The organism is Actinomadura opuntiae, from assembly GCF_030283205.1.
Lineage (GTDB): Bacteria > Actinomycetota > Actinomycetes > Streptosporangiales > Streptosporangiaceae > Spirillospora.
On record NZ_JASNWF010000004.1, the window covers coordinates 329,507 to 354,501 of the forward strand.

The following is a 24,995-nucleotide window of genomic DNA, read 5'->3' on the forward strand; positions in this document are numbered from 1 at the left end:
GTCAGCTCTCCTCGGACGCGACGGGTTCGGGCCCGGCTTCCGGCACCGGCTGCTTCGGGGGCTCGTCCTGCGCGGGCTCGTCCTTCGCCGGCTCTTCCTTCGCGGGCTCCTGCTTCGCGGGGGCGGCGGGCGGCGGCTCGTGGCGGACGCGGGCCCGGTGCCCGCCGCGCTTGGCACGCCGGCCGCGCCCCTCGCGCCGTTCGCGCCGTTCGCGGTGGCGTTCGCCGCTCGCCATCAGGGCGTCGGCCTGCGCGCCGGGAAGCGCCAGCACGGCGACGAGCAGCACCGCCACGCCCTGGACGATGACCCACGCGTGCCGCATCCGCATGCCGCGCGCCAGCGTGAACTCGCCGCCGGACGCGGGGATGTCGTAGCCCTGCGCCCAGCCGTCCACGGTCCGCGACTTGAGGCCGCGGCCGTTCAGTTCGGCCTTCCAGCCGCCGTCGGACGGTTCGGCCAGCAGCAGCGTGCGGGCGCCGGTGCCCGCCGGTATGCGGACGCGGGCGTCGGTCTTGCCCGCCCGCAGCGGCGTGATGGTGGAGCCTTGCAGCAGCATCATGCGTGCGGAGTTCGCTTGCAGGCGCCACACCGCGAACGTGCCCGTCCGGCTGAGCCGGGTCAGTTCGGGCGCCGCGTCCAGGACCTTGGTGACGGGGTCGGAACCGGGGTGCGGCACCAGCACGTACTGGACGCCCATACGCGACAGCGCGGGCCCGTCGTCGCCCTCCCGGTTGACGGCCAGGCCGGCGACCAGACCGTCCAGGCGCCGTTCGCCGGGCCCGTCCGCCTGGGTCTCGGCCTCGCCGAGCATCGGGCGGTCGCCGCGCAGCAGCGTGTAGGCGACGCCTCCGGACGGCCCGCCGCGCAGGACGAGGGTGCGCGGCCCGCCGGGCGCCTTGACGAACTCGGGGACGGTGTCCGCGCCGACCGTCCCGAGCGGGCCGTCCGCGCCCCGGGCGACCCACGCGCCCGCCGCCAGCAGCGGCGCGGTGAGCGCGGCGAGGACGACCACCGCGCCGCCCGCCTTGTAGATCAGGTGGTCGCCGGCGAGGACCTCGGTGCCGCGCTGGACGGCGGCGGTCGCGGCCAGCAGCACCCCGGCGCCCGCGAAGAGCAGCGCGACGCCGGGCCAGGCCGGTACCGCGTCCGCGCCCTTGGTGACGGTGGCGGCGCTGGTGACGATCGCGACGAGCAGTCCCGCGACGGCCAGCAGCCAGCCCGCGAGGACGGCGGTCCGGCGGCCACGCAGCGGCAGCGCGCAGACGGCGGCGGCGAGCAGCCCGGCGAGCGTCCACCACGCGGGCGTCCCCGGGCCGCCGGGGTTCAGGGCGAGCAGCTCGGTCGCGGTCGCGGGCTCGGCCGACCGGTTCAGGCCCGACTCCAACAGGAACCGGGACGGGTGCGCCAGCAGTCCGATCGTCCACGGGAACAGCAGTAGCGGCGGCACGCCCAGCGCGATGACGAGGTTGCGGCGCTCCTGCCGGCGGCGCCGGTCGAACAGCGCCCAGACCAGCCCGCCGCCCGCCAGGGCCAGCGGCCACGCGAGCGGGACGAACGCCATCGCGACGGTCAGCAGCAGCGCGACCGCCCAGGCGGCGCGTCCCGCGCGCTTGCGCAGCGTGGCGGCGTCGGCGGCGAAGCGCGGCAGCCCGTACATGCGGGCGACCTGCAGCGCGACCAGCGGGAGCAGGACGAGGACGACCGCGGTACCGAGGCGCCCGCCAGCGATGGCGCCGGTCGCGGCGGGCAGCAGCGCGTACACGGCGGCGAACCACACGCGGACGGCGGAGACGGGGATGCGGCGGCCGCTGCGGCGGGCGCGGCGCCCGGTCCGCGGCGGCTCCAGCACCAGCAGCCGGGACGCGCGGTAGGCGGTCAGCCCGGCCAGCGGGACGCTGCCGAGCAGCAGCACCGACACCGCCAGCCACGGCTTGCCGAACAGGACCGTCGACAGCAGCGCCAGGAACCCGACGTACGGGGGGCTTCCCGCGTCGGTGCCGAGCCCGACCGGGTGGAATCCGGCCAGGTACTGCTCCCACAGGTCGCTCGCGCCGCCCCACGCGGGCACGAGCGCGCCGCCGCCGAGCCGTCCGGCCGCGGTGATCAGCGAACGCTCCGCCGCGACGGTGACGGCGGCGAGCGCCAGCACGACGAGCACGCCGGGTCGGGCCAGCAGCCGCCGGATCGGCCCCGGCTCGTCGGTGATCTCGTCCTCGGACTCCCGGTCGTGCTCGTGCGCGGCGAAGAACTCCGAGAGCGCCTCGCCGATCCGGCGCAGCACGACCATCCGGGGCTGGAACCGCCGGACGCTGCGGTGCACCCGCGCCCGGCCCTCGGCGCGGGCGGCGCGGGCCCGCCGCAGCCGGCCGGGATCGCGCAGCACGTCGGCGAGCGCGGCGAGCTCCGCGCGTGCGGCGGCGGGCCGTTTGGTGACCGTCAGGACGAGCGCGTGCACCAGCGACGCCCATATGTTGCGCAGCAGCGTCCGCAGCATGGCGCGGAACGGCTGGTTCGCCAGCAGCGTGTGCAGGGCGTTGCGGCGGTCGCGGCGCAGCGGGTGCTCGGACGTCATGCCGATCTCGCGCAGCCCCCGGCGGGCGGCCTCGGCGTGGTAGACGACCGCGTCGGTCGCGACGACCACCCGGTGCCCGGCCGCGTGCGCCCGCCAGCAGAAGTCCAGGTCGTCGCGGAAGATGCCGTACTCGACGTCGAAGCCGCCGAGCCGGTCCCACACGTCGCGCCGCACCAGCATCCCGGCGCTGGAGACGGCCAGCACGTCGCGGACGCCGTCGTGCTGGCCCTGGTCGAACTCGCGCCGGTCGATGCCGGTCCAGCGCCGCCCGGCCCCGTCGACCGACGTCCCGGCCTCGCGCAGCACGCGCCGGTCGCCGAAGTCGCGGAGCTTGGGGCCGAGGACGGCGATGTTCGGGTCGGCCTCGGCGGTCCGCAGCAGGTGGCCGAGCGCGTCGTGGTCGGGCATCGAGTCGTCGTGCAGCAGCCAGACCCACTCGGTCCTGGGGTTGCCCGGGTCGTCGTCGGGGACGGGGGCGGACGCCGCGTCCTGGCGGAGCGCCTCGGCGACGGCCTCGCCGTACCCGGTGGTGCGGGGAAGCGTGAGGACCTCGCGCCCGCCGACGACCTCGGCGAGGACCGCGGGCCCGCGGTCGCGGCTCGCGGTGTCGACGGTCACCAGGCGCTGCACCGGCCGCGCCTGCGTCAGCAGCGCCTTCAGGGTCTCCGGCAGCCAGCGCGCGCCGTCATGGGCGACGAGGACGGCGGTGACGACGTGGCGATCGAGTGTGGGGGCCAAGGATCGCTCGATCTGTGGGACGACGGTTCTTCCTGTTCTCCTGCCGGTAACGCGGCAGCCGTTGCCGGTAACGCAGCAGCCGTGCCGGCCCCCTGGGCCGGCACGGCTGCTTACTGTACGCGCGGCCGGGGCCGCATGCTCCGGATCCCCCGGATCCGGGCGGAGCGGCGGCCGCCGCGGGCGTCCGGGAGGGGCTCAGCGCGGCGCCGCTCCCCTTCGGCGCCCGCGAACCCTGCCCGCCGGTGACCCGCGGGTCGTGCGCGTCAGACGGCCTGGCGCTTCAGCTTGCGGCGCTCGCGTTCGGACAGTCCCCCCCAAATACCGAAACGTTCATCGTGCTGCAGCGCGTACTCCAAGCACTCCGTCCGCACCTCGCATGCCCGGCACACCTTCTTGGCCTCCCGAGTGGAGCCGCCCTTCTCCGGAAAAAACGCCTCCGGGTCCGTCTGCGCGCACAGTGCGCGCTCCTGCCAGCCCAGCTCTTCGCCGTCCGTGCCGTGCGCCAGCGGGATGACGACCTCGCTCACAGCGCACCTCCTGCCCGTGGAACCCCCTGGTCAATGCCGTCCTCAAGATCTCTCCCCCGAGAAGGCATCGAAACTACACCGACGAAATTACACGCGTGTAGCGCCCGCCCCGTCAAGCGGAACGAGTTTCCAGGGCGACATAGCGGGTTATGGGGTGAACCGCTCGCCGAACCTCAGATGAAGATCAGTTAATCCGCGGGTCAGGGCGCGGAACGGCCCGCGATCACTGCGGCGGCGGGGGCCGGTCGTCGCGGTACCAGTCGCCGCCCTCCTCGGGCCGCTGCTCGCCCTGCGGCTGCCCGGGGTGGGTGCCCTGCGGGCCCTGCGCGCCCTCCTGCCCGGAGCCGCCGCCGTAGGCCCGCGTCCACTCGCCCATCTCTTCCTGCTGGTCGGCGGGCTGCTGCTGGGGCTGCGGCTGCGGCTGCTCGCCCGACTGCCCCTGCCCGCCCTGAGGCTGACCGTGCTGGCCGGGCTGCGGCTGACCGGGCTGGCCCGGCTGCGGCTGGCCGTACTGCTGGTAGGGCTGCTGCCCGTACTGCTGGTAGGGCTGCTGCTGCCCGTACTGCTGCTGGGCGGCCTGCTGGCCCTCGGCGCCCTGCTGGCCGTACTGCTGGTACTGCTGGTAGGGCTGCTGCCCCTGCTGCCCCGGCTGGCCGTAGCCCTGCTGCCCGTACTGCTGCTGACCCTGCTGGTAGCCGTAGTCGGGGTAGCCCTGCTGCATCTGCGGCTGCGGGCGGGCCGGCTGCAGGCCCTGGAAGACGGTGAACACGAACCAGGCGCCGACGCCGATCACCGCGATCTTGCCGCCCCCGGCCAGGAACACCGCGAGCTTGCTGAGCGCGCCCACCCCGTCGGCGGCCATCGCGCTCAGCCAGGAGACGACGGCGAACAGCGCGGTGACGCCGAGCACGCCGAGCCCGCCCATCGCGATGGTGCGCGCCTGCGCGGTCGCCGCGCCCCAGGTCGTCAGCAGCACCGCCAGGACGACCAGCCCGACGCAGACGATCTGCGTGAACAGGGTGTCCTGGGCCGCCGCGAACGCGCGGTAGGTGAAGGCACCGCTGCCGCCGAGCAACAGAATGATGCCGGCGAGGAGTTGGACGCCCGCGGACGCGAGCAGTACCCAGGCGGCCGGTTCGCGCAGGCGCTGGACGGCTTCCTTGTTCACGGTGTCTTCTCCAGACCGAGGCAATCGGATGACAGGCAAAGCTTTGCACATCCCGCCCGCCCTCGTCTCTGTCCCCCGCTGGCACGCAAACCGCCGGAAAGGCCCGCGACGGCGCCGTCCGCGGGCACGAAAACGCACCACGCGTCGAGAGCCGGCCGCCGGAGTCCTAGGCTGAGCGGCATGAGGATCGTGGCGCTGGCGGGCGGCATCGGGGGAGCCCGCTTCCTGCGCGGGCTCCAGGCCGCCGCCCCCGAGGCGGAGATCACCGTCATCGGCAACACCGGGGACGACATCTCCCTGTTCGGGCTGCGGGTCTGCCCCGACCTGGACACCGTGATGTACACCCTCGGCGGCGGGATCAACGAGGAGCAGGGCTGGGGGCGGGCGGACGAGACGTTCACCGTCAAGGAGGAGCTGGCCGCCTACGGCGTCGGGCCCGGCTGGTTCGGGCTCGGCGACCGCGACTTCGCCACCCACATCGTCCGGACGCAGATGCTGGAGGCCGGCTACAAGCTGTCGTCGGTGACCGAGGCGCTGTGCGACCGGTGGAAGCCGGGCGTGCGGCTGATCCCGATGACCGACGACCAGGTCGAGACGCACGTGGTCGTCGACGACCCCGAGCGCGGCCGGCGCGCGATCCACTTCCAGGAGTGGTGGGTGCGGCTGCGGGCGTCGCTGCCCGCGCTGTCGATCGCGCCGGTCGGCGCCGACGAGGCCAAGCCGGCGCCGGGCGTGCTGAAGGCGATCGAGGAGGCGGACGTGGTGCTGTTCCCGCCGTCCAACCCGGTCGTCAGCGTCGGGACGATCCTGGCGGTCCCCGGCATCCGGGAGGCGGTCGCGGCGAACACCGTCGTCGGCGTGTCGCCGATCATCGGCGGCGCCCCGGTGCGCGGGATGGCGGACGCGTGCCTGGCCGCGATCGGGGTGGAGACCTCGGCGAAGGCGGTGGCCGAGTACTACGGGCTCGGGCTGCTGGACGGCTGGCTGGTCGACGAGGCGGACGGCGACGTGCGGGTGGAGGGCATCGAGGTGCGGTCCCGCCCGCTGCTGATGAGCGATCCGGAGGCGACGGCGGCGATCGCGCGCGCGGCGCTCGACCTGGCGCTCGAGCTGAAGAAGGAGGCGCCGTGAACCTCCGGGTGTTCGGGATCCCCGGGCTGCCGGAGGTCGGCGAGGGCGATGACATCGCCGCCCTGGTCCCCGCCGACGCGGTCGAGGACGGGGACGTGCTGGTCGTCACGTCCAAGATCGTCAGCAAGGCGGAGGGCCGGGTCCTGGTCGCCGACGACCGGGAGAAGGCGATCGACGCCGAGACGGTCCGGGTGGTGGCGCGGCGCAGGCACGCGCGCGGCGAGACCCGGATCGTGGAGACGCGGCAGGGCCTGGTGCTGGCCGCCGCCGGGGTGGACGCGTCCAACACCGCGCCCGGCACCGTGCTGCTGCTGCCGGAGGACTCCGACGCCTCCGCGCGGCGCATCCGCGCGGGCGTGCGGGAGCGCACCGGCCGGGACGTCGCGGTCATCGTCTCCGACACGCTCGGCCGGCCCTGGCGCAACGGGCTGACCGACGCGGCGATCGGCGTTGCGGGCCTCGCGCCGCTCAGCGACCTGCGCGGGCGCGACGACACGTACGGAAACCGGCTCGAAGCCACCATCACGGCCGTCGCGGACGAGATCGCGGCGGCGGGCGAGCTGGTCAAGGGCAAGCTCGACGGGGTGCCGATCGCGGTCGTGCGCGGGCTGGCCCACCTGGTCACGGCCGACGACGGGCCGGGGGCGCGGCAGCTCGTCCGGCCGCCCGACGAGGACATGTTCCGGTACGGGTCGGCGGACGTCCTGCACGCGCGCCGCACCATCCGCGAGTTCACCGGCGCCCCGGTCGATCCGGAGGCGGTGCGGCGGGCCGTCGCCGCCGCGATCACCGCGCCGGCGCCGCACCACACCACGCCGTGGCGGTTCGTCCTGCTGGAGTCGGCGGAGTCCCGGACCCGGCTGCTGGACGCGATGCGCGACGCGTGGGAGGGCGACCTGCGCCGCGACGGCTTCTCCGAGGAGTCGATCACCAAGCGGCTGCGGCGCGGCGACGTGCTGCGCCGCGCGCCGTTCCTGGTCGTCCCGTGCCTGGTCATGGAGGGCTCGCACGACTACCCCGACGCGCGCCGCGCCGCCGCCGAGCGGGAGATGTTCGTCGTGGCGACCGGCGCGGGCGTGCAGAACCTGCTGGTCGCGCTGGCGGTGGAGGGCCTCGGGTCGTGCTGGGTGTCCAGCACGATGTTCTGCCGCGACGTCGTCCGCGAGGCCCTGGACCTGCCGGACGAGTGGGACCCGATGGGCGCCGTCGGCGTCGGCCACCCGGCCGCGCCGCCGCGCGACCGCCCGCCGCGCACCGCGGACGCCTTCATCGAGGTGCGGTAGCCGGGTTCACGCCTTCCAGGACGCCAGGGCCCGGTCGATCTCCTTGCGGGTCGGGAGGCGCAGTGACCGCGGCGCCGTCGCGGGCAGCCCGTGCTCGCGGGCGGCGGCGTCGCCGAAGCCGCCGTCGGGGGCGCGGAACCCGGCCCGCTGGAGCGTGTCGCGGGCGGACCGCGTCCCGAGCGCGTCGCCGAAGGCCGCCGCCGCGTCGCGGTGCCGCCGGTCGCGGGCCGTGACCGCGTACGGGTGGTCGAGCATGAGGGTGCCCTCGTCCGGGACGATCGGGGTGACCGGGTTGGGGCGGTGCCCGTCGTTGTAGGCGACGGTCGCCTGCTCGGTGGTGACGACGAGGGGGCGGTCGAAGCGTTCGGCGGCGGTGAGGCCGGCGAGCACGGCCGCGGCGCCGCCGGCCGCGTCGTCCGCCGGTGACGGCGCGGATTTGCGCAGGTCGCCGGTCACGTCGCCGGTCCTGCCGCCGACCTGGTCGAGGGCGAGCATCGCGACCATCCCGCTGATGCCGACGCCCGGGTCCGCCGCCCTGCGGGCGAGGCCCAGGCCGTCGACCTTGGACTTCAGCAGCAGTTTCCAACTCATGGCGACGTGGCCGGCGGCGAGCTCGTCGGCCACGGGACGGGTCGTCGCGAAGACGACGGGCGTGGCGGCGATCGACGTCCCGCTCCCCGGAACGCCCTTGTCCCCCGCGTCGCGGACGATGCCGAGCCACAGCGACGACTCCGGCACCCAGGCGTCCGTGCGCCGCCGCAGGTCCGGACGGCGCGCGAACTCGGCGGGGGCGACGGCCGTCACGCGCGCGCGGACGCAGCGTCCGCCGACCCGGTGCCGCTCCACGGTGAACCGGGACGCGACGTCCCGCAGCGCGGGCGCGATCTCCGGTTGCGCGGCGACCCGCACCTCCACCGTCCCGCTCCGGCACGGCGAGGGCCCGGGCAGCAGGCCGAACGCCCACGCCCCGCCCCCGACGACGGTGACGAGCAGCACCGCCGCCGGCACCCAGACCTTCCACCTCACGCGTCAGTCATACCGGACCGACGATGAACGTGCGTTCACTTGCGGCGAGTCGTCGTTATGAGCGGTGCCATAACGACGACTCGCCGCAACTCAACGTGGGGTGAGGGTGAGGGACGGGCGGCCGAAGTGGCCGATGCCGTCGGTCTTGCGGGCGGCCTCGACGCGCTCGGCGGGGACCTCGCCGTAGAGGGTCGTGCGCTGCCGGGCGGGGCGTCCCGCGAGGGCGGCGATCCTCTCCAGGTCGCTGATGGGCTTGAACGAGCCGTTCTCCGAACCGGCCATCCGGCTGATGGTCTCCTCCATCAGCGTTCCGCCGAGGTCGTTGACGCCGCCTTGCAGGACGCGCGTGCACAGCTCGTCGCCCAGCTTCACCCAGGACGTCTGGATGTTGGCGATGGCGCCGTGCAGCAGGATCCGCGCGAGCGCGTGAACGGCGATGTTCTCCCGTACGGTCGGCCCCGGCCGCGCGAGTCCCGCCAGGTAGATCGGCGAGTTGTGGTGGACGAACGGCAGCAGCACGAACTCGCTGAACCCGCCCGTCCGCTCCTGGATGGAGCGCAGCAGCTTGATGTGCGCGACCCAGTGCGACGGGGTGTCGACATGCCCGTACATCATCGTGGACGTCGTCGGGATGCCGATCTCGTGCGCGGTGGTGACGACCTCGACCCACTGGTCGGTGGGCAGCTTGCCCTTGGTCAGCACCCAGCGGACGTCGTCGTCGAGGATCTCGGCGGCCGTCCCGGGCAGCGAGTCGACGCCGGCCTCCTTCGCCGCCTCCAGCCATTCGCGGATGGACAGGTCGCTGCGGGACGCGCCGTTCACGACCTCCATCGGGCTGTAGGAGTGCAGGTGGATGTCCGGGGCGCGGCGCTTCACCTCGCGGGCGAGGTCGAAGTAGGCGGTGCCGGGCAGGTCGGGATGGATGCCGCCCTGCATGCAGATCTCGGTGGCGCCCGCCTCCCACGCCTCGTCCACCCGGTCGCCGACCTGCTGGAGCGACAGCGTGTACGCGTCGGCGTCGGTGCGGCGCTGCGCGAACGCGCAGAACCGGCAGCCGGTGTAGCAGACGTTGGTGAAGTTGATGTTCCGGGTGACGACGTAGGTGACCTCGTCGCCGACGGCTTCGCGGCGCAGGTCGTCGGCCAGCTTCGCCAGCGCGTCGAGTTCGGGGCCGTCGGCGTGCAGCAGTGCGAGCGCCTCGTCGTCGGACAGCCCGGCGGGGTCGCGTTCGGCGGCGGCGAGCGCTGCCTTGACGTCGGCGTCGAACCGCTGCGGCGCGCTCATGCGGTCCTTGAGCGCGTCCCAGTCGCCGTAGACCTCGTCGAAGTCGTCGCGCCGGTCGGACGTGCGCCCGGTCGTGTCGATCTCGGTGTGCAGGTCGGTGCGCCCGGACGCCGCGAACCCGCCGTCGGGCTCCTGCCACGGGCGCCCTTCGAGGACGGCGTCCTCGCGCGCGAGCCCGGTCGCCGGGTCGGCCAGCGCGGACACGTGCCCGACCAGCCGCGGGTCCAGCCACGGCTCGCCGCGCTTGACGTACTCGGGGTAGATCGTGAGCCGTTCGCGCAGTTCGAAGCCCGACTCGGCGGTCCTGGCGGCCAGCTCGTCGATCTGCGGCCACGGACGCTCGGGGTTCACGTGGTCCGGCGTCAGCGGCGACACGCCGCCCCAGTCGTCGATCCCGGCGCGCAGCATCAGCGAGTACTGGTCGGCGACGAGGTTCGGCGGCGCCTGGATGCGCGCCTTCGGCCCCAGTACCAGCCGCGTCACCGCGATCGTCGCGGCCAGCTCTTCCAGCTCGGCGTCGGGCGTGTCGCGCATCTTGGTGTCGGGCTTGGCGCGGAAGTTCTGCACGATCACTTCCTGGATCGCGCCGTACTCCCGCATCGTCTTGCGGATCGCGAAGATCGCGTCCGCGCGCTCCTCGACCGTCTCGCCGATGCCGATGAGGATGCCGGTGGTGAACGGGACGTTCGTGCGGCCCGCGTCCTCCAGTACCCGCAGCCGGACGGCCGGGTCCTTGTCCGGCGATCCGAAGTGCGGGCCGCCGCGCTCGCTGAACAGCCGCGTCGCGGTCGTCTCCAGCATCATCCCCATCGACGGCGCGACCGGCTTGAGCCGCTGGAAGTCGCGCCAGGTCAGCACGCCCGGGTTCAGGTGCGGCAGCAGCCCGGTCTCCTCCAGCACCCGGATCGCCATCGCCCGCACGTACGACAGGGTGTCGTCGTAGCCGTGCGCGTCGAGCCACTCGCGGGCCTGCTTCCACCGGTCCTCGGGACGGTCCCCGAGCGTGAACAGCGCCTCCTTGCAGCCCATCGCGGCGCCCTGCCGCGCGATCTCCAGGACCTCGTCGGGGCTGAGGTACGGCGCGTCCAGCTTGTGCGGGACGGTCGCGAACGTGCAGTAGCCGCAGCGGTCCCGGCAGAGCCGGGTCAGCGGGATGAAGACCTTGCGGCTGTAGGTGATGGTCCCGGGACGGCCCGCCGCCGCGAGGCCGGCGTCCCTGGTCCTCGCCGCGTAGGCGAGCAGATCGTCCAGCTGCGGACCGCGGGCCCGCAGCAGCGTCGTGGCCTCGGAGTGGTCGAGCGTCTTCCCGTCACGCGCACGGGCCAAAGCCCGCCTGATCGCGTTCTGCGTGGCCTCCATGCGGGCACTCTATGCCAATCGTCATATTTTGCGACGCGGCGGGGCCCGCGGAATGCCGTCCACCTACGAGAGCCGGAGGCGCCCCGGATCTATTCCCCGGCGGCGGCACTCCTCCCAGGATGTAGTGAAGCTTAATGAATGCGTCTAGAAATGGTCGCTTGTCCTCAATGTTGGACTGAGTCAAACTATAGCTGCGAGAGGGTCGTCCCCCCGGGCGGTACCACCGCCGCACGGCCCTCGCCGGAGGAGACCGCCATGCTGGTCATGCTCGCCATCCTGATCGCCCTCGCCGTCCTCGCGCCGATCTTCGGCGCCGACACCCGCGACGGCCTGAGCTGGACCCCGAACCACTTCTGGCTACCGCGCCGGTCAGCCAAGGCTCGCAAGGAGACGGTCAGAAGCTCCGGTAGTCGCGGACGGGCAGACGCGGACCGCGCCGCGGAGGCCGCGCGCCGGACGATTCCAGCAGCCGGGTGACCCGGTGCCGATGCCCCGCGTACGGAGCCAGCAGCTCGAGCATCCCGTCGTCGTCGACCTTGCGGCCCGCCAGCGCCCAGCCGACCAGGCCGGGCAGGTTGTAGTCGCCCACGGAGACGGCGTCGGGATCGCCCGCCGCCCGCTGCCGGACCTCCGCCGCCGTCCAGACCCCGACGCCCGGCAGGCTGCGCAGCCGGTCCTCGGCGGGGTCGTCCTCCAGCCGGGCGGCGACCCGCGCCGCACCGATGATCGTCCGGGCCCGGACCGCCTCCAGCCCCGAGCGGTGCCACTCCCACGACGGGATCCGCACCCACACCGCGGGCGGCGGCGGGACCCGCAGCCGCAGCGCGGCGGGCGCGCCCGGCGCCGGCCTCCCGAACCGGCGCACCAGGTACCCCCAGGCCCGCCACGCCTCCTCCGCCAGGACCTTCTGCTCCATCACCGCCGGGACGAGCGCCTCGAACACCCGGTTCGTCCGGCCGATCCGCAGGCCCGGCCGCAGTAGCGCCTGCCGCCGGACGATCTCGTGCCGCGCCTCGAACCCCCCGGGCTCGTCCGACGCGCCGAGCAGGTCCGGCAGCCCGTCGAGCAGCCACGCGGCCCCCGGCCCCCACGCGTCCGCGACCACCGCGTCCCCGCGCGCACGGATCCGCAGCGTGCCCGGACCGTCCGGCGTGTACGACGCGCGCCAGACCGTCCCGTCCCGCTCCACGCGGAACGCCGGGTCATGCGGCCCGCGCCGATGCGGCCGAAGCGTCGCCCCCACGTCCACCGTGAACGGCGGCGCCCACTCCCGCCGCATCCCCCCGGACCCGTGGCCGGGGAGAAGCCCAGCGGTCCTCTCCCCGGCCACGCCGTCGGCGGCCGTGCCCGGCGGGACGTCAGGCATCGGTGGAGAAGCGGACCGCAGTGGGGGGAAGCTCGATGCCCGGCCAGACGCGCAGGCCGCAGCACAGTTCGTTGCCCGGGCCCACGACCGCGCCGTCGCCCAGGATGACGCCGTCGAGCACCGCGCCGGGGCCCACTCGGGCGCCGCGGCTCAGCACCGAGTCGCGGACGGTCGCGCCCTCCGCGACGAACGCGTCGTCCAGCAGCACGCTGCCGATCACGGTGGCGCCGGCCTCGACCACCGCGCCGCGGCCGACCGTCGTGCCGCCGCGCACCACCGCGCCCGGCGACACCGTCGCCCCGGCGAGGGTGAGGCGCTCGCCCGGCTCGCCTGGCATCGCCGGGGAGGCGAGCCGGCCGAGGACCAGGTCGCGCGAGCCGCGCACGAACGCCTCGGGCGTGCCGACGTCCAGCCAGTAGCCCGACTCGACGTGCCCCATGACGACGGCGCCGGACGCGATCAGCGACGGGAACGTCTCCCGCTCGACCGAGACGACCTCGTCCTCGGTGATCGTGTCGATCGCCGAACGCCGGAACACGTAGCAGCCCGCGTTGATCTGGTTCGTCACCGGATGGGACGTCTTCTCCAGGAACGCGGTGACGCGCCCGGAGTCGTCGGTCGGCACGCAGCCGAACCGGGACGGGTCGTCGACCTCGGTGAGGTGCAGCGTCACCGCCGCGCCCGCGTCCTCGTGCAGCTTCACCTGCGCCGGCACGTCGTGCCCGGACAGGATGTCGCCGTTGAGGATCAGCACCGGGTCGTCCGGTCCGCAGGTCAGCGCGCGGGCCGCGTTGCGGATCGCGCCGCCCGTGCCGAGCGGCTGCGCCTCGCTGACATAGGCGAGGTCGACGCCGTGCGCGTGGGCGCCGAACGCCGCCTCGAACATCTCCGCCCGGTAGGACGTCGCGAACACGATCCGCTCGACCCCGGCGGCGTGCGCGCGGGCGAGCTGGTGCGCCAGGAAGGCCACGCCGGCAGTGGGGAGCAGCGGCTTCGGAGTGGAGATCGTCAGCGGGCGCAGGCGGGTGCCCCGGCCCCCCACCAGGAGGATCGCTTCCACTGGGTTCCTTTCTCCGCCACGGTCGTGGAGACGAAGCCTAGTGGTTGGCGGGCGCCGAGCCGTGCCCGCGCGAAGCGGCGTGCTGCCGGACGGCGCGCTCGTAGGAGGCCAGGTGCGCCTCGGCCGACGCGGCCCAGCTGAACTCCTGCGAGTGCGTGTACGCCGCGGCGGCCAGCCCGGCACGGCGGGACGGGTCGCCGATCAGCGCGGTCAGCGCCGTCGCGATCCCCTCCGGGTCGGGCTCGGTGTAGGCGACCGCGTCGCCGCCGACCTCCGGCAGCGAGCCGCGGCGGGTCGTCAGGACGGGCGCGCCGCACGCCATCGCCTCCAGCACCGGCAGGCCGAACCCCTCGCCGCGGCTCGGCAGCGCCACCACCAGCGCGCCGCCGAAAAAACCGGGCAGCAACGGCACCCGCAGGTATCCCGGGCGGATCACCCGCAGCCGGGGCGGGACCGTCGCCAGCGCCGCGTCGACCTCGTCGTCCCAGCCCCCGCCGCCGGCCAGCACCAGCGCGGGCGGGTCCTCCAGCCCGGCGCAGGAGCGCACCCAGCCGCGGATCAGGTTCGGGACGTTCTTGCGCGGCTCCAGCCCGCCCAGATAGGCGACGTAGGGACGGCCGTGCAGGCCGAGCCGGTCGGAGACCTGCTTGACCTCCGCCTCCGACGGGCGGTGGAACACCGCGTGGTCGACGCCGTGGTAGGCCACGTCGATGTGCTCGGGGTCGGCGCCCAGCACCCGGACCAGCTCGTCGCGCGTCGCCCGCGACGGGACGATCAGCCGGGTCGCGCGGCGCGCCGCGGTGCGGGTCGCCGACTTGACGTAGGTGGTGCGGACGGGGTCGTGCAGCTCCGGCTCCGCGAACAGCGTCACGTCGTGGATGGTCACCACGGTCGGCCGGACCGCGCTGACCGGCATCGTGTACGTCGGCAGATGGATCACGTCGGCGGCGACGCCGTCGGCGACGTGCGGCAGGCCGGACTGCTCCCACGCCAGCCGGGTCGCGCGGTGCGCCAGCGCCGGCGGTCCCGCGACGATCCGGGCGCCCGGCGCGAGCTGCCCGTACCGCTTCTCGTCCGAGCGCTGGCAGACGACCGCGAGGTCGGCGCCGAGCGCGTGCAGGGCCGACAGCAGGCCGTCCACGTACCGCCCGAGCCCGCCCCTGTCGGCGGGCACCGCGGTGGCGTCGAGCAGTATCCGAGGCGCCACGGTCCACTCCCCCATTCCGGCGCTGAAGCCGTAGTGGCGTAGATCACTCTTTACCGTCCGAGCCTACGCCCGCGACCGGCCGGCCGTGGGCCCTCCGCGCCGGTCGCTTCCGCAAGTCCTTGTGGCCCCCTACCCACACGCCTATCTTTTGCGCGCGTGAATCAGGACGATGCTGCCCTGCCGGTTCGGCGCGCCCCGGTCGGCGAGCGCGACCAGCGGCGTCAGCGGCGCCGCCGCATTGAAGCCGACCCGGCCGCCGTAGGTCGACAGCGACAGGTAGAGCCGCTCGGTCGCGGCCGTCCTGAACTGGTAGGAGTGCCGCACCAGGTCGAGGCCCCGCTCGTCCATCAGCTTGCGCAGGCTCTCGTGGGTGTAGGTGTGCTGGACGTGGTACCTGGCCTTGTGCGCGTCCCGCAGCTTCGGCCACGCGTCGGCCCGGCTGAGCACGTCGGCGGACATGAAGACCTCACCGCCCGGCTTGAGCACCCGCGCCATCTCGTCCAGGGACCTGCCGCCGTCGTCGAAGTGCTCGATCGCGCAGACCGACAGGACCGCGTCGAACGTGGCGTCGCCGAACGGCAGCCGCAGCGCGTCGCACTCGATCAGCGCGGGCGCGTCGGCGAGCGTCCGGCCGTACACCATCTTCTTGCGGGCGAGGTCGATCGAGACCGCGTCGGCGCCGCGCCTGCGGGCCCGTCCCGCCCAGTAGCCGTCGCCGCCGGCGACGTCGAGGACCCGCTTGCCGCTCAGGTCCCGTCCCATCCACGACAGCAGCGTCCCCGCCTCGCGGTACCGGCACACGTGCACCTGGTGCCCCATGAAGGCGACCACATCGGAGAGTTTCATCGTCCCCAACTGTAGGGCGCGGCGGGCGGCGGCGCGGCCGAAGCGGCGGCACGCGCCGTGATCCCGGTTCGCCTACGCTGGGCGCGTGAATACGAAGGTCGTCGCCATGCGGGCCCTGCGCGTGCTGCTGATCCTGCTCGCGCTCGGGTTCTGCGGCTACAGCGTGGCCTCCCAGTGGGACGCGACGACGCGGGCGTTCCAGGAGATGTCCTGGCCCACGCTCGCCGGGGCGCTGCTGGTGGGCCTGGCCGGGCTGTTCTCCTGGACGCTGGGGTGGCGGACGTTCCTCGCCGGCCTGGGCTCGCCGCTGCCGCTGCGCGTCGCCTACCGGATCTCCGCGGTCTCCCAACTCGGCAAGTACGTGCCGGGCAAGGTGTGGGCGCTGGTCACCCAGATCGAGATGACGCGCGAGCACAAGGTGCCCGCCGAGCGCAGCTTCGGCTCCACGCTGCTGGCCGTGGCGACCTCCACCGCCTGCGGCCTCGCCGTCGCGGCGGTGACGCTGCCGCTGACCTCGGCGGCGGCGCGCCGGGAGTACTGGTGGCTGTTCCTGCTCGCCCCCTTCATGATCGCGGCGCTGCACCCGAGGATCGTGACGTGGGCGCTGGGGATGCTGCTGCGGCTCGTCCGGCGGCCCCCGCTGGAGCACCCGGTCAGCCTCGGCGTGACGCTGCGGGCGGTCGGCTGGACGGTGCTCGGCTGGGCGCTGTTCGGCGTCCACACCTGGCTGCTGTGCATGGCCGTCGGCGGTGACGGCCCCGGGCTGCCGTTCCTGGCGACCGGCGCCTACGCGCTGGCGTTCGTCGCCGGGTTCCTGGTCTTCATCGCGCCGGGCGGGATCGGCGCGCGGGAGGCCGCGCTGACCGTGGTGCTGACGCCGGTGCTGCCGGCGGGCGCGCCCGTCGTGGTCGCGATCGCGTCCCGCGTGCTGCTGACGATCGCCGACCTGGTCAACGCGGGCGCCGGGATGCTCCTCGGCCGCGGCGCCGGCCGCCCCGGCCCGCCGTCCGGCGGCGCCGGGGACGGCGGCGGGAATGAAGGCGGGCGCCCCGCGCTTGTCAGGGGTACGCAGCCTACGAAGGAGTGACCGTGACGGCCCCCATCAGCGTGACCGACGCCACGTTCGCCGAGGAAGTCCTGGACAGCGACGTTCCCGTGCTCGTCGACTTCTGGGCCGACTGGTGCGGCCCCTGCCGCATGATCGCCCCGGTCCTGGACCAGATCGCGGCCGAGCAGGACGGCCGGATCAAGATCGCGAAGATGGACTACGACGCCAATCCGCAGACCCCGCAGAAGTATGGAGTGCTGGGCCTGCCGACGCTGCTGCTGCTCAAGGGCGGCGAGGTCGTCGAGCAGATCACCGGCGCCAAGCCGAAGCGGGCCCTGCTGAAGGTCATCGAGCCGCACCTGTGAGCGCGGTGAGCGCCTCCAGGTAGGCGGCCCAGACCGGGCCGTGGTCGACCGGGCGGACGCCGGAGCGCAGCCGCTCCGGCTCCCCCGGCGCGTAGAACCGGGTGATGGCCTCCGCCAGGCCCGGCACGTCGCCGGGGCGGCAGACCAGCCCGTCGACCCCGTCGCGGACCTGCTCGGCGAACGCGCCGACGTCCGTGGCGATCACCGGGAGGCCGTGCTCGTAGGCCATCCACACGTTCTGCGACGCGGTGGCCGTCCGGTACGGCAGGACGAGCGCGTCGGCGGAGGCGAACAGGCCGGGGACGTCCGCGGCGGGCACGTAGCCGGGGCGCAGGTCCACCCGGGACGCCAGGTCGAGCGAGCGGATCAGCTCGCGGGTCTCGTCCAGGCCGCCCCAGAACTCGCCCGCGACCGTCAGCGAGACGTCGTCCGGGCCCTGCGCGAGCGCGCGGAGCAGGACGTCCAGGCCCTTGTACGGGCGGACGATCCCCCAGAACAGCAGCCGCCGCCGCACCTTGCCGTCGTCGGCGGGCGCGCCGCCCGACGCGGGCAGGTGCGCGGGCATCTCCGCGACCCGGACCGGACGCGAGGTCAGCCCGCGCGCCAGTTCCGCCTGCGCCTCCGAGTGGACGAGGACGCCGTCGGCCTTGCGCAGCAGCCGCCTCATCAGCGGCTCGTCGTACGGCTTGCGTTCGTGCGGCAGAACGTTGTGGCAGAGCGCCACGACGGGCGCTCGACCTCGAAGACCGGCGAGTATGCCCAGGTAGGACGGCACCTGCACCGGGCTCAGCACCGCGAGGACGACCAGGTCGCGGTCGCGCAGGGCGCGGCCGGTGCGCAACCAGCCGTCCGGGCGGCGCCAGTCGAGGCGGTGCCGGGTGCCGGGGAACGGCTCGCCCTCCGGCTCGGAGATCTTCTGCTGACCCGGGTACAGGAAGCCGGGGTACTGCGCGCGCCACGACTCGATGGCGACGTCGTGCCCTGCGGCGGCGAGCCGGCGCGCGAGCTCGGTGGTGTGGTGGGCGCCGCCCCCCTTGTAGGGGAAGGCGGGGCCGACGATCGCGATGCGCACTAGACCGTCCGCATCAGACGTCGCCGCGCGATCGCACGATCAGGTCGGCCAGCAGCGCGAGCGAGGCGATGATCAGCCCCGTCACGAAGATCATGATGGTGTTGTTGGCGAAGTAGCCGATGTGCACCACCATGTCGAACACGCCCTTGAGCAGCCCGATCCCGATCAGCCACAGCGCGAGCGGCATCAGCACCTTGAGCGGGTTGAAGTACATCACCATCCGCAGCACCTGGAGGATGTAGCGGTAGGCGTCCTTGGTGAAGTGGAACTTCGACTTGCCGGCCCGCTTGGCGTAGTCGATCGGCAGGTAGTGCACCGGGTGCTGGTTCGACAGGAACGCGATCGTGATCGTGGTCACGCAGGAGAACCCGGGCGGCAGCAGCCGCAGGTAGGGCAGCGACACCTCGCGGCGGAACGCGCGCAGCCCGGAGTTCAGGTCGGGGATCTTGGAGTTGGTGAGCCGCTCGGCGACCTTGCGGATGAACCACTTGGCGGGCACCCGCAGCAGCTTGTGCGTGCCCTCCTCGCTGGTGCGGGCGCCGACGACCTGGTCGACGGACGGGTCGCTGTCCAGGATGTCGACGAGGTCGGGGATCCGCTCGTTCGGGTAGGACATGTCGGCGTCGGTCCACACCACGATCTCGCCGCGGGCCTGCTGGGAGCCGATGCGCCGGACCGTCCCCGAGCCGCTGTTGTGCTGGAACGCGATCACCCGCATGTGCGGGAAGCGGGGGGCGGCCTCCTCCAACCGGGCGAGGGTGGCGTCGGTGGAGCAGTCGTCGACGGCCAGCAGCTCGTAGCTCTTGCCGCTGTTGTCCATCGCCTTCGTGATCCGCTCGACCTCGTCGATCACGTGGTCCTGCTCGTTGTAGCAGGGGAGGACGATGGTCACGTGCACGGGGGCGGCGTCGCTCACGGGGTCGCTCGGCTCGGCGCCTGCGGGCGCGGGCCGCTGCGCGGGCTCTGCGGGCTGGGTACTCACGCACCGCGAGAATACTCGCAACGGCGCGCCCAGGCCGACTCACCGGCCGACTCACCGGCCGACACGGCGCGCGGACACCGTCCGGACGGCCGCCGGACGCGCGCCCGACACGCACCCGACACGCCCGCGTCAGGGCGCCTGCGGCTCGGCGATCCACACGTCGATGGCCAGTCCCCACGACCCGCCGGGCGGGTGGTCGAGGGTGCGGCCGTCCTGGCGGGTGCGCAGCCGCATGATCTGCCGGGGCCGCCCGTACGACGCCACCTGCTCGGGCTTCGACCCCATGACCACCGGACGCCGGCCCGCCCCCTCGATCTTCCCGGCGATCCGGCGGACGTCGGCGGCCGTCGCGAACGAGATGGTGCGCGCGGCGGGAAGCCCGCACATCCCGCGCAGGACCTGGAGGAAGCGGTCGGCGGTGCCGGCCTCGATCACCACGACGGAGCGGCCCGGACCGATCCGGTCGCACATCGCCTCGACGGCGCCGACCTCCTTCTGGTCGGTCCTGTTCACCATGTAGCCGGCGGACGTGATGACGATCGGCACCAACGTCAGGGCGATGCCGACCACGGCCGTGGCCTGCACCACCTTCCGCGAGTACCCGATCCGCCGCAGCCGCTTGGTGGTCCATGCCGCCGCGAACACCGTGAACAGCAGCAGCCCCGGAATGACCAGGCCGATCAGCCGCCGGGACGCCCACGGATGGTCGGGGGTGATGCCCGGCCTGACCAGCACCTGGACGGTCGTCCACACGACGACCGCGTACGGCAGCAGCCATTCCGGGGACTGGCGGCGCAGCAGCCGCCGCACCAGCAGCGCCGCCCCGAACGTGGCGAGCAGCAGCGCGGGGATGCCGATGTACCAGACGACCCAGTACAGCGACAGTTCCGAGTACTGCCGGGTGCCGTCCAGCGGCATCTCGTTGATCTTCTGGACGGCCTCGATGAACTGCGCGTTCAGCCGGTCGTCGGTGTTGGTCGGGACGCGCCGGACCGTCTGCACCAGCGGCCGGACGGCGAAGCCCACCATCAGCAGCGCGGTGGCGATCGCGGCGGCGCCGGGCAGCCGGCCGCGCCCGATCGCCGCCCCGGCCGCGCGCAGCCGGCGGCCCGTCGCGTCCCAGCGCAGCACGACCACCAGCAGTGCCGTGGCCACGACGATCGCGGCTGAGATGACCAGCAGCGGGTTGAGCGAGGCGTGCAGGTAGTCCAGGTACGGGCGGGACTTCAGGTAGCCCTCGACGAGCCCGGCCGCCGCGCCGAGCGCGAGGCCGGCCGCGAGCGCGTAGCCGCTGCGGCGCCGCCGGGCGACCAGCAGCCCGGCGTACACCACGACCGGCAGGATGTCGCGGATCCCGTCGATCCGGACGAGCACGATCAGCCCGAGCGCGAGGCCGCCGAGGAACGCCTTCGCCGCGGCCGCGCGGGGGCGCTCCGTCCGGGCGTCGTGCAGCAGCGACAGCCCGCCGAGCAGCAGGATCAGCGCGGGCGGCTCGCTGAAGGTGGACCGCGACACCCACAGCATCGGCAGGGTGAGCGCGAGCAGCAGCGCCCCGGCGGGCGCCCAGCGGGGCCCGGCCAGCCGGGCGGTGAGGCCGCCGAACGCCAGCACGCAGCAGGCGCCGAGCAGCGGCGCCATCAGCAGCATCCCGTGCGCGCCGCCCACCCAGCCGCCGAGCGCGAGGATCAGCGGCAGGCCCGCCATGAACTGCGGGACGATCGCGCCGCCGTCCTGGTAGAAGGCCGGGCTGTCGAACTTCAGCGCCGGGTCGCCGCCGCCGAACGCCTGGCGCAGCTGCGGGATCGGCAGCGACCCGTGGTCCTTCAGCCAGGTCGCGAACTGGAAGTACGATGCGGGGTCGCGGCGCACGATGACCTGCTCGGAGCACATCAGCGCCTCGAACACCCCGAAAACGACGGCGACCGCGATCACGCCGCCCGCCGACCACCACGGGACGGGGCCGAGCGGCCCGCCGGCGGCCTCCTCATCGACGTCGCGGGGACTGCGGCGCAGGCCGAGCCACAGCGCCGCCGCGGCCACCGGCACCCACAGCAGGACCGCCGGCCCCGGCCGGAACGCCCCGCCCATCAGCAGCGGCATCGCCACCACGAGCCACGCCGCGACCAGCAGCGCCGGCGCCACGGTCGTCCGGGCGAGCAGCCGACCCGCGTTCATGCACCCGCCCCGCGCTCGTCCGATCCGTGGTCATTCATCGGTGCGGAGCGTAGCGGGAACGGCCGGTCGGCGAGTCCGGGCCGGTCACGGGGCTCTACGCTCGCCCCATGAGCGACAGCGAACCCGCCGCGTCCGGACCCGCCGAGCTGCTGCGGCGGCGGCTGGCCGCCGATCCGTCCCGCCCGCTCGTCACCTACTACGACGATGAGAAGGGCGAGCGCGTCGAGCTGTCGGCGCGCACGTTCGACAACTGGGTGGCCAAGACGGCGAACTTCCTGGTGGACGGGCTGGCGGCCGAGCCGGGCGGGCGTGTCGTGCTCGTCCTGCCGCCGCACTGGCAGACCGCGGTGTGGCTGATGGCGTGCTGGTCGGCGGGCCTTGCGGCGGTGCCGGTCGACCCGGCGGCGGTCCTGGAGAGCGGCGCGGTCCCGTCCGAACCGGACGGGGCGTCCGGGCCGTACATCCTGGCGGCGGCCGAGGAGGTGCTCGAGGTGGTGCTCGCGGATCCCGGAGTGAACGCGGACGCGGAGGAGGTCGTCGGCCTGTCGCTGCATCCGCTCGGCGGCCCGCTGGCCGACTGCCCGCCGGGCGTCACCGACTACGCGGCGGAGGTGCGCTCCTATGGCGACCGGTTCGCCGCGACCCCGGACGTGACCCCGACGCTGCCCGCGATCGATGTGACAAAGACCACATTGACGGGTGCGGAGCTGGTCGCGGCGGGCGCCGCGGCGGCCGAGAAATGGGAGCTGGACGCGTCGTCGCGCGTCCTGGTTGACATGTCCTTCGCCACACTGGACGGGCTTCTGGCCGGCCTGGTCGCACCACTAGCCTCAGGGGCTTCCGTCATAATCCAACGAAACTTTGACAAAGCCGCCCTAGATCGGCGTGTGGCCCTGGAGCATGTGACGGCGGTGGCCGGGCTGCCCGGATGGAGTGACGCATCCGGGTCCGTGCGCCGGCTCGCCTGACCTACGCTCTGTTTGCCCGCGCTTTGTCAACCGAGCCGCCGCCAGCGCCGTCACAGCACTACAGGACAGTTCCAGCAGAGCAGACAGTCCCCGCACGACAGGACAAGCCGACCGACCCCCCGAGAGCGGGCCGCGCCCCCGGACCACGGAGCCGATGAACAGCAACCCGATGTACATGGAGTACGTCGACGACGCCGATCCGCAGCCGGCGTCGCGTCGACGCGGCTGGCGCATCCTCGGCTGGGTGAGCATCGGGATGTCGGCCGTCCTGGTGGCCGGATCGCTCACCGCCTACGGCGTGTACCGCAAGGCGATGGGCAACATCAACCACGAGGACGTCAACGCCCAGCTCGGCCCGAACCGGCCGAAGAAGCTGAACAGCGCGATGAACATCCTGCTGCTGGGCTCCGACACCCGCGCGGGCGCCAACGCCAGCTACGGCCGCTCGCTGAAGAACGAGCCGCCGCGCTCGGACACCATGATCCTGCTGCACCTGTCGCCCGGCGGCAGCCAGGCGATGGGCATCAGCTTCCCGCGCGACCTGATGGTGCACATCCCGCCGTGCAAGACCCACGCCGGCGGCACCTCGCCCGACCAGCCGCGCGCGCAGATCAACTCCTCGTTCACCACCGGCGGCGCCGCCTGCGTGATCAAGACGATCGAGGGCGTCTCCAACATCCGCATCGACCACTTCATGCAGGTCGACTTCACCGGCTTCAAGGCCATCACCAACGCGGTCGGCGGCGTCCCGGTGTGCCTGCCGAAGGACGTGAACGACCCCAAGTCCAAGCTGCGCCTGACGCGGGGCAAGCACGTCATCAAGGGCGACACGGCCCTCGCCTACGTGCGCGTCCGGCACGGCCTCGGCGACGGCTCCGACCTCGACCGCATCAAGCGGCAGCAGAAGTTCATGGGTGCGCTCGCCGACAAGGCGATGAGCAAGGGCGTGCTGAGCAACCCGACCAAGCTGATCCCGCTGATGAACGCGGCGACCAAGTCGCTCACCACCGACAAGGAGCTGACCCCGCAGGTCATGCTGAAGATCGCCCAGGGCATGCAGGGCATGACCTCGGGCAAGCTGCGCTTCGTCACCGCGCCGTCCGGCCCCGACCCGGCCGACCCCAACCGGGTCGTGCTCACCTCCGCCGCGCAGCCGTTCTTCTCCGCGGTCCGCAACGACAAGACCGTGCCGACCGAGTCCAAGACGGCCGCGCCCAAGATCCAGCCCGAGCAGGTGCGGGTGCGCGTCTACAACGGCAGCGGCATCGCCGGCCAGGCGAGCCGGGTCGCCTCCGACCTGGAGGCCCAGGGCTTCCAGGTGACGGTCGGCGGCAACGCCTCCCGGACGAGCGCCACCAAGGTGCTGTACGGTTCCGGAGCCGACCAGCAGGCGCAGACGCTGACCGCGCTGATCCCGAGCAAGCCGGCCGCTGCGGCCCGCACCAGCGGCGGCACGCCCGGCGTGGTCGACCTGGTCGTCGGCTCGAACTGGACGGCCCTGAAGAGCGCCAAGGGGGGCATCCCCAAGCAGCAGGGCGAGATCCGCGCCAACGACGACATCTGCAAGGGGGCTTGAACCGGCAGGCCATGACGTACAGCACCAGGCCCCCGGGCGCCGAGACGGGACCCCAGCCCAGCCCGCCGGCCGCGGCCGGCCGCCCGGTCGCGGCGGACCAGCACACACCGGCCGTCCCGGACCCCCGCCCCGACCCGGCGGCGGCGCCGGTCGCCACGGCCCCGGGCGCGGCGGCACCGGACGGCGGGCGCCCGGCGGCCGGGCCGAGGCTCGCCTCGCCGCCGAAGCCGCGCGGGGAGCGCGACCCGTTCTTCGACAACGCGAAGTACTTCGCGATCCTGCTGGTGGTGTCGGGGCACTCGATCGCCAACCTGCAGAACGTCCCGATGGCCAAGGGCCTGTACATCTTCATCTACATGTTCCACATGCCGCTGTTCATCGTGATCACCGGCTACTTCTCGCGGAACTGGACGTTCTCCCCCGGCAAGGCGCGCAAGCTCATCACCAACGTCGGCGTGCCGTACGTGGTGTTCGAGGTCGCGTACTCGGTCTACGACTGGCTGGTCGGCCGGCACGACCTGGAGATCAGCCTGCTCAGCCCGTACTACCTGACGTGGTTCCTGTGCGCCCTGTTCCTGTGGCGGCTGTCCACGCCGGTGTGGCAGCAGATCCGCTGGCCGCTGGCCGTGGCGCTCGGGTTCGCGCTGCTGGCCTACATGAGCGACCTCGGCACCACGTTCGACATCCACCGGGTCTTCGGGCTGCTGCCGTTCTACGTCCTCGGCCTGAAACTGAGGCCGGAGCACTTCGAACTGCTGAAGCGGCCGATCGCGCGGCCCATCGGCGCGGCGGTGCTGGCGGTCGGGCTGGCGTGCTCGTACGTGGTGATGAAGCACATGTCGGTGCGCTGGATCTTCTGGAAGGACCCGCACTTCAAGCTCGGCGTCGGCGACTTCGAGGGCACGCTCATGCGGCTGGCGATGTTCGGGTGCGCCACCGTGCTGGTCGCCGCGTTCCTGGCGCTGGTCCCGCGCGGGAAGCACTGGTTCACCGCGCTCGGCGCGACCACGCTCTACTGCTACCTGCTGCACGGCTTCGTCACCCGGCTGCTGAACTTCACCGGCTGGTGGGGGGCGGACTGGATGCACACGCCCGGCGGCGTCGTCGCGGTGCTCAGCGGCGCGGTCGTCGTCGGGACGTTCCTGTGCTCGACTCCGGTCCGCAGGGCCATGAGCTGGGCGCTGGAGCCCAAGATGACCTGGGTGTTCACCCCGCTGCGCCGGCCGAGCCGCGGCTAGCCGG

The 24,995-nt window shown here is 73.6% G+C and carries 19 protein-coding genes; 7 read left to right on the top strand and 12 right to left on the bottom strand.

The window, feature by feature from the left end; translation table 11 throughout:
- Position 1: 1 nt before the first annotated feature.
- From QP089_RS10365 to QP089_RS10375, 3 genes are all read right to left on the bottom strand, one after another.
- Complete coding sequence (locus tag QP089_RS10365; protein ID WP_285911267.1) at positions 2–3,310, bottom strand: glycosyltransferase; 3,309 nt, start codon at positions 3,308–3,310, stop codon at positions 2–4.
- A gap of 263 nt (positions 3,311–3,573) precedes the next feature.
- Positions 3,574–3,837, bottom strand: coding sequence for a WhiB family transcriptional regulator (locus QP089_RS10370; protein ID WP_021594342.1), 264 nt, complete (start codon positions 3,835–3,837; stop codon positions 3,574–3,576).
- 223 nt (positions 3,838–4,060) lie between these two features.
- Entirely contained in the window at positions 4,061–5,005 is a 945-nt protein-coding gene (locus tag QP089_RS10375; protein WP_285911274.1) for a hypothetical protein, read from the bottom strand.
- A gap of 180 nt (positions 5,006–5,185) precedes the next feature.
- On the opposite strand from QP089_RS10375, the gene cofD reads away from it, so the two are divergent.
- Together cofD and QP089_RS10385 are read left to right on the top strand one after the other, a co-directional pair.
- Complete coding sequence (cofD, locus tag QP089_RS10380; RefSeq protein WP_285911275.1) at positions 5,186–6,136, top strand: 2-phospho-L-lactate transferase; 951 nt, start codon at positions 5,186–5,188, stop codon at positions 6,134–6,136.
- Entirely contained in the window at positions 6,133–7,419 is a 1,287-nt protein-coding gene (locus tag QP089_RS10385; protein ID WP_285911276.1) for a coenzyme F420-0:L-glutamate ligase, read from the top strand. The genes cofD and QP089_RS10385 overlap by 4 nt, the downstream gene beginning before the upstream one ends.
- A gap of 6 nt (positions 7,420–7,425) precedes the next feature.
- Here the strand turns inward: QP089_RS10385 and QP089_RS10390 are convergent, their stop codons facing one another.
- The 6 genes from QP089_RS10390 to QP089_RS10415 all read right to left on the bottom strand — a co-directional run bounded on the left by QP089_RS10390 (position 7,426) and on the right by QP089_RS10415 (position 15,567).
- Positions 7,426–8,445 carry a substrate-binding domain-containing protein gene (locus QP089_RS10390; RefSeq protein WP_285911278.1) on the bottom strand — a complete coding sequence of 340 codons (1,020 nt, stop codon included), beginning with the start codon at positions 8,443–8,445 and terminating at the stop codon, positions 7,426–7,428.
- Between the two features lie 90 nt (positions 8,446–8,535).
- Positions 8,536–11,088: a bifunctional FO biosynthesis protein CofGH gene (locus QP089_RS10395; RefSeq protein WP_285911279.1), complete on the bottom strand. Its 2,553-nt coding sequence runs from the start codon at positions 11,086–11,088 to the stop codon at positions 8,536–8,538.
- Positions 11,089–11,482: 394 nt separating this feature from the next.
- Positions 11,483–12,454, bottom strand: coding sequence for a DNA-3-methyladenine glycosylase family protein (locus QP089_RS10400; protein ID WP_353070563.1), 972 nt, complete (start codon positions 12,452–12,454; stop codon positions 11,483–11,485).
- Positions 12,447–13,514 carry a mannose-1-phosphate guanylyltransferase gene (gene manB / locus QP089_RS10405; protein WP_285911280.1) on the bottom strand — a complete coding sequence of 356 codons (1,068 nt, stop codon included), beginning with the start codon at positions 13,512–13,514 and terminating at the stop codon, positions 12,447–12,449. Before manB ends, QP089_RS10400 begins: the two co-directional genes overlap by 8 nt.
- 37 nt (positions 13,515–13,551) lie before the next feature.
- Positions 13,552–14,721 carry a glycosyltransferase family 4 protein gene (locus tag QP089_RS10410; protein ID WP_285911281.1) on the bottom strand — a complete coding sequence of 390 codons (1,170 nt, stop codon included), beginning with the start codon at positions 14,719–14,721 and terminating at the stop codon, positions 13,552–13,554.
- Positions 14,722–14,862: 141 nt separating this feature from the next.
- Entirely contained in the window at positions 14,863–15,567 is a 705-nt protein-coding gene (locus QP089_RS10415) for a class I SAM-dependent methyltransferase (RefSeq protein ID WP_285911283.1), read from the bottom strand.
- Between the two features lie 85 nt (positions 15,568–15,652).
- Here QP089_RS10415 and QP089_RS10420 point away from each other — a divergent pair, with 85 nt between their 5' ends.
- Together QP089_RS10420 and trxA are read left to right on the top strand one after the other, a co-directional pair.
- On the top strand, positions 15,653–16,654 hold the full coding sequence (locus tag QP089_RS10420) for a lysylphosphatidylglycerol synthase transmembrane domain-containing protein (protein WP_285911284.1): 1,002 nt from the start codon (positions 15,653–15,655) through the stop codon (positions 16,652–16,654).
- 2 nt (positions 16,655–16,656) lie between these two features.
- Positions 16,657–16,980, top strand: coding sequence for a thioredoxin (gene trxA, locus QP089_RS10425; protein WP_285911286.1), 324 nt, complete (start codon positions 16,657–16,659; stop codon positions 16,978–16,980).
- Here trxA and QP089_RS10430 read toward each other — a convergent pair.
- The 3 genes from QP089_RS10430 to QP089_RS10440 form a co-directional block, all read right to left on the bottom strand.
- The gene (locus QP089_RS10430) at positions 16,961–18,052 is read right to left on the bottom strand and encodes a glycosyltransferase family 4 protein (RefSeq protein ID WP_285911288.1); all 1,092 of its coding nucleotides are present in this window, start codon (positions 18,050–18,052) and stop codon (positions 16,961–16,963) included. The two genes, trxA and QP089_RS10430, sit on opposite strands and share 20 nt — an antisense overlap.
- Before the next feature lie 13 nt (positions 18,053–18,065).
- Positions 18,066–18,968, bottom strand: coding sequence for a glycosyltransferase family 2 protein (locus tag QP089_RS10435; RefSeq protein ID WP_285911462.1), 903 nt, complete (start codon positions 18,966–18,968; stop codon positions 18,066–18,068).
- A gap of 195 nt (positions 18,969–19,163) precedes the next feature.
- Positions 19,164–21,209: a hypothetical protein gene (locus tag QP089_RS10440; RefSeq protein WP_285911290.1), complete on the bottom strand. Its 2,046-nt coding sequence runs from the start codon at positions 21,207–21,209 to the stop codon at positions 19,164–19,166.
- Positions 21,210–21,316: 107 nt separating this feature from the next.
- Between QP089_RS10440 and QP089_RS10445 the strand changes: the two genes are divergently transcribed.
- The 3 genes from QP089_RS10445 (at position 21,317) to QP089_RS10455 (ending at position 24,991) form a co-directional block, all read left to right on the top strand.
- A complete protein-coding gene (locus QP089_RS10445; RefSeq protein WP_285911291.1) occupies positions 21,317–22,177 on the top strand; it encodes a TIGR03089 family protein in 861 nt (286 codons plus the stop codon).
- 154 nt (positions 22,178–22,331) lie between these two features.
- Positions 22,332–23,753 (top strand): LCP family protein, encoded by a 1,422-nt coding sequence (locus QP089_RS10450; protein ID WP_285911293.1) that lies wholly within the window; start codon positions 22,332–22,334, stop codon positions 23,751–23,753.
- A gap of 11 nt (positions 23,754–23,764) precedes the next feature.
- A complete protein-coding gene (locus QP089_RS10455) occupies positions 23,765–24,991 on the top strand; it encodes an acyltransferase family protein (protein WP_285911294.1) in 1,227 nt (408 codons plus the stop codon).
- The last annotated feature ends 4 nt before the right edge of the window (positions 24,992–24,995 follow it).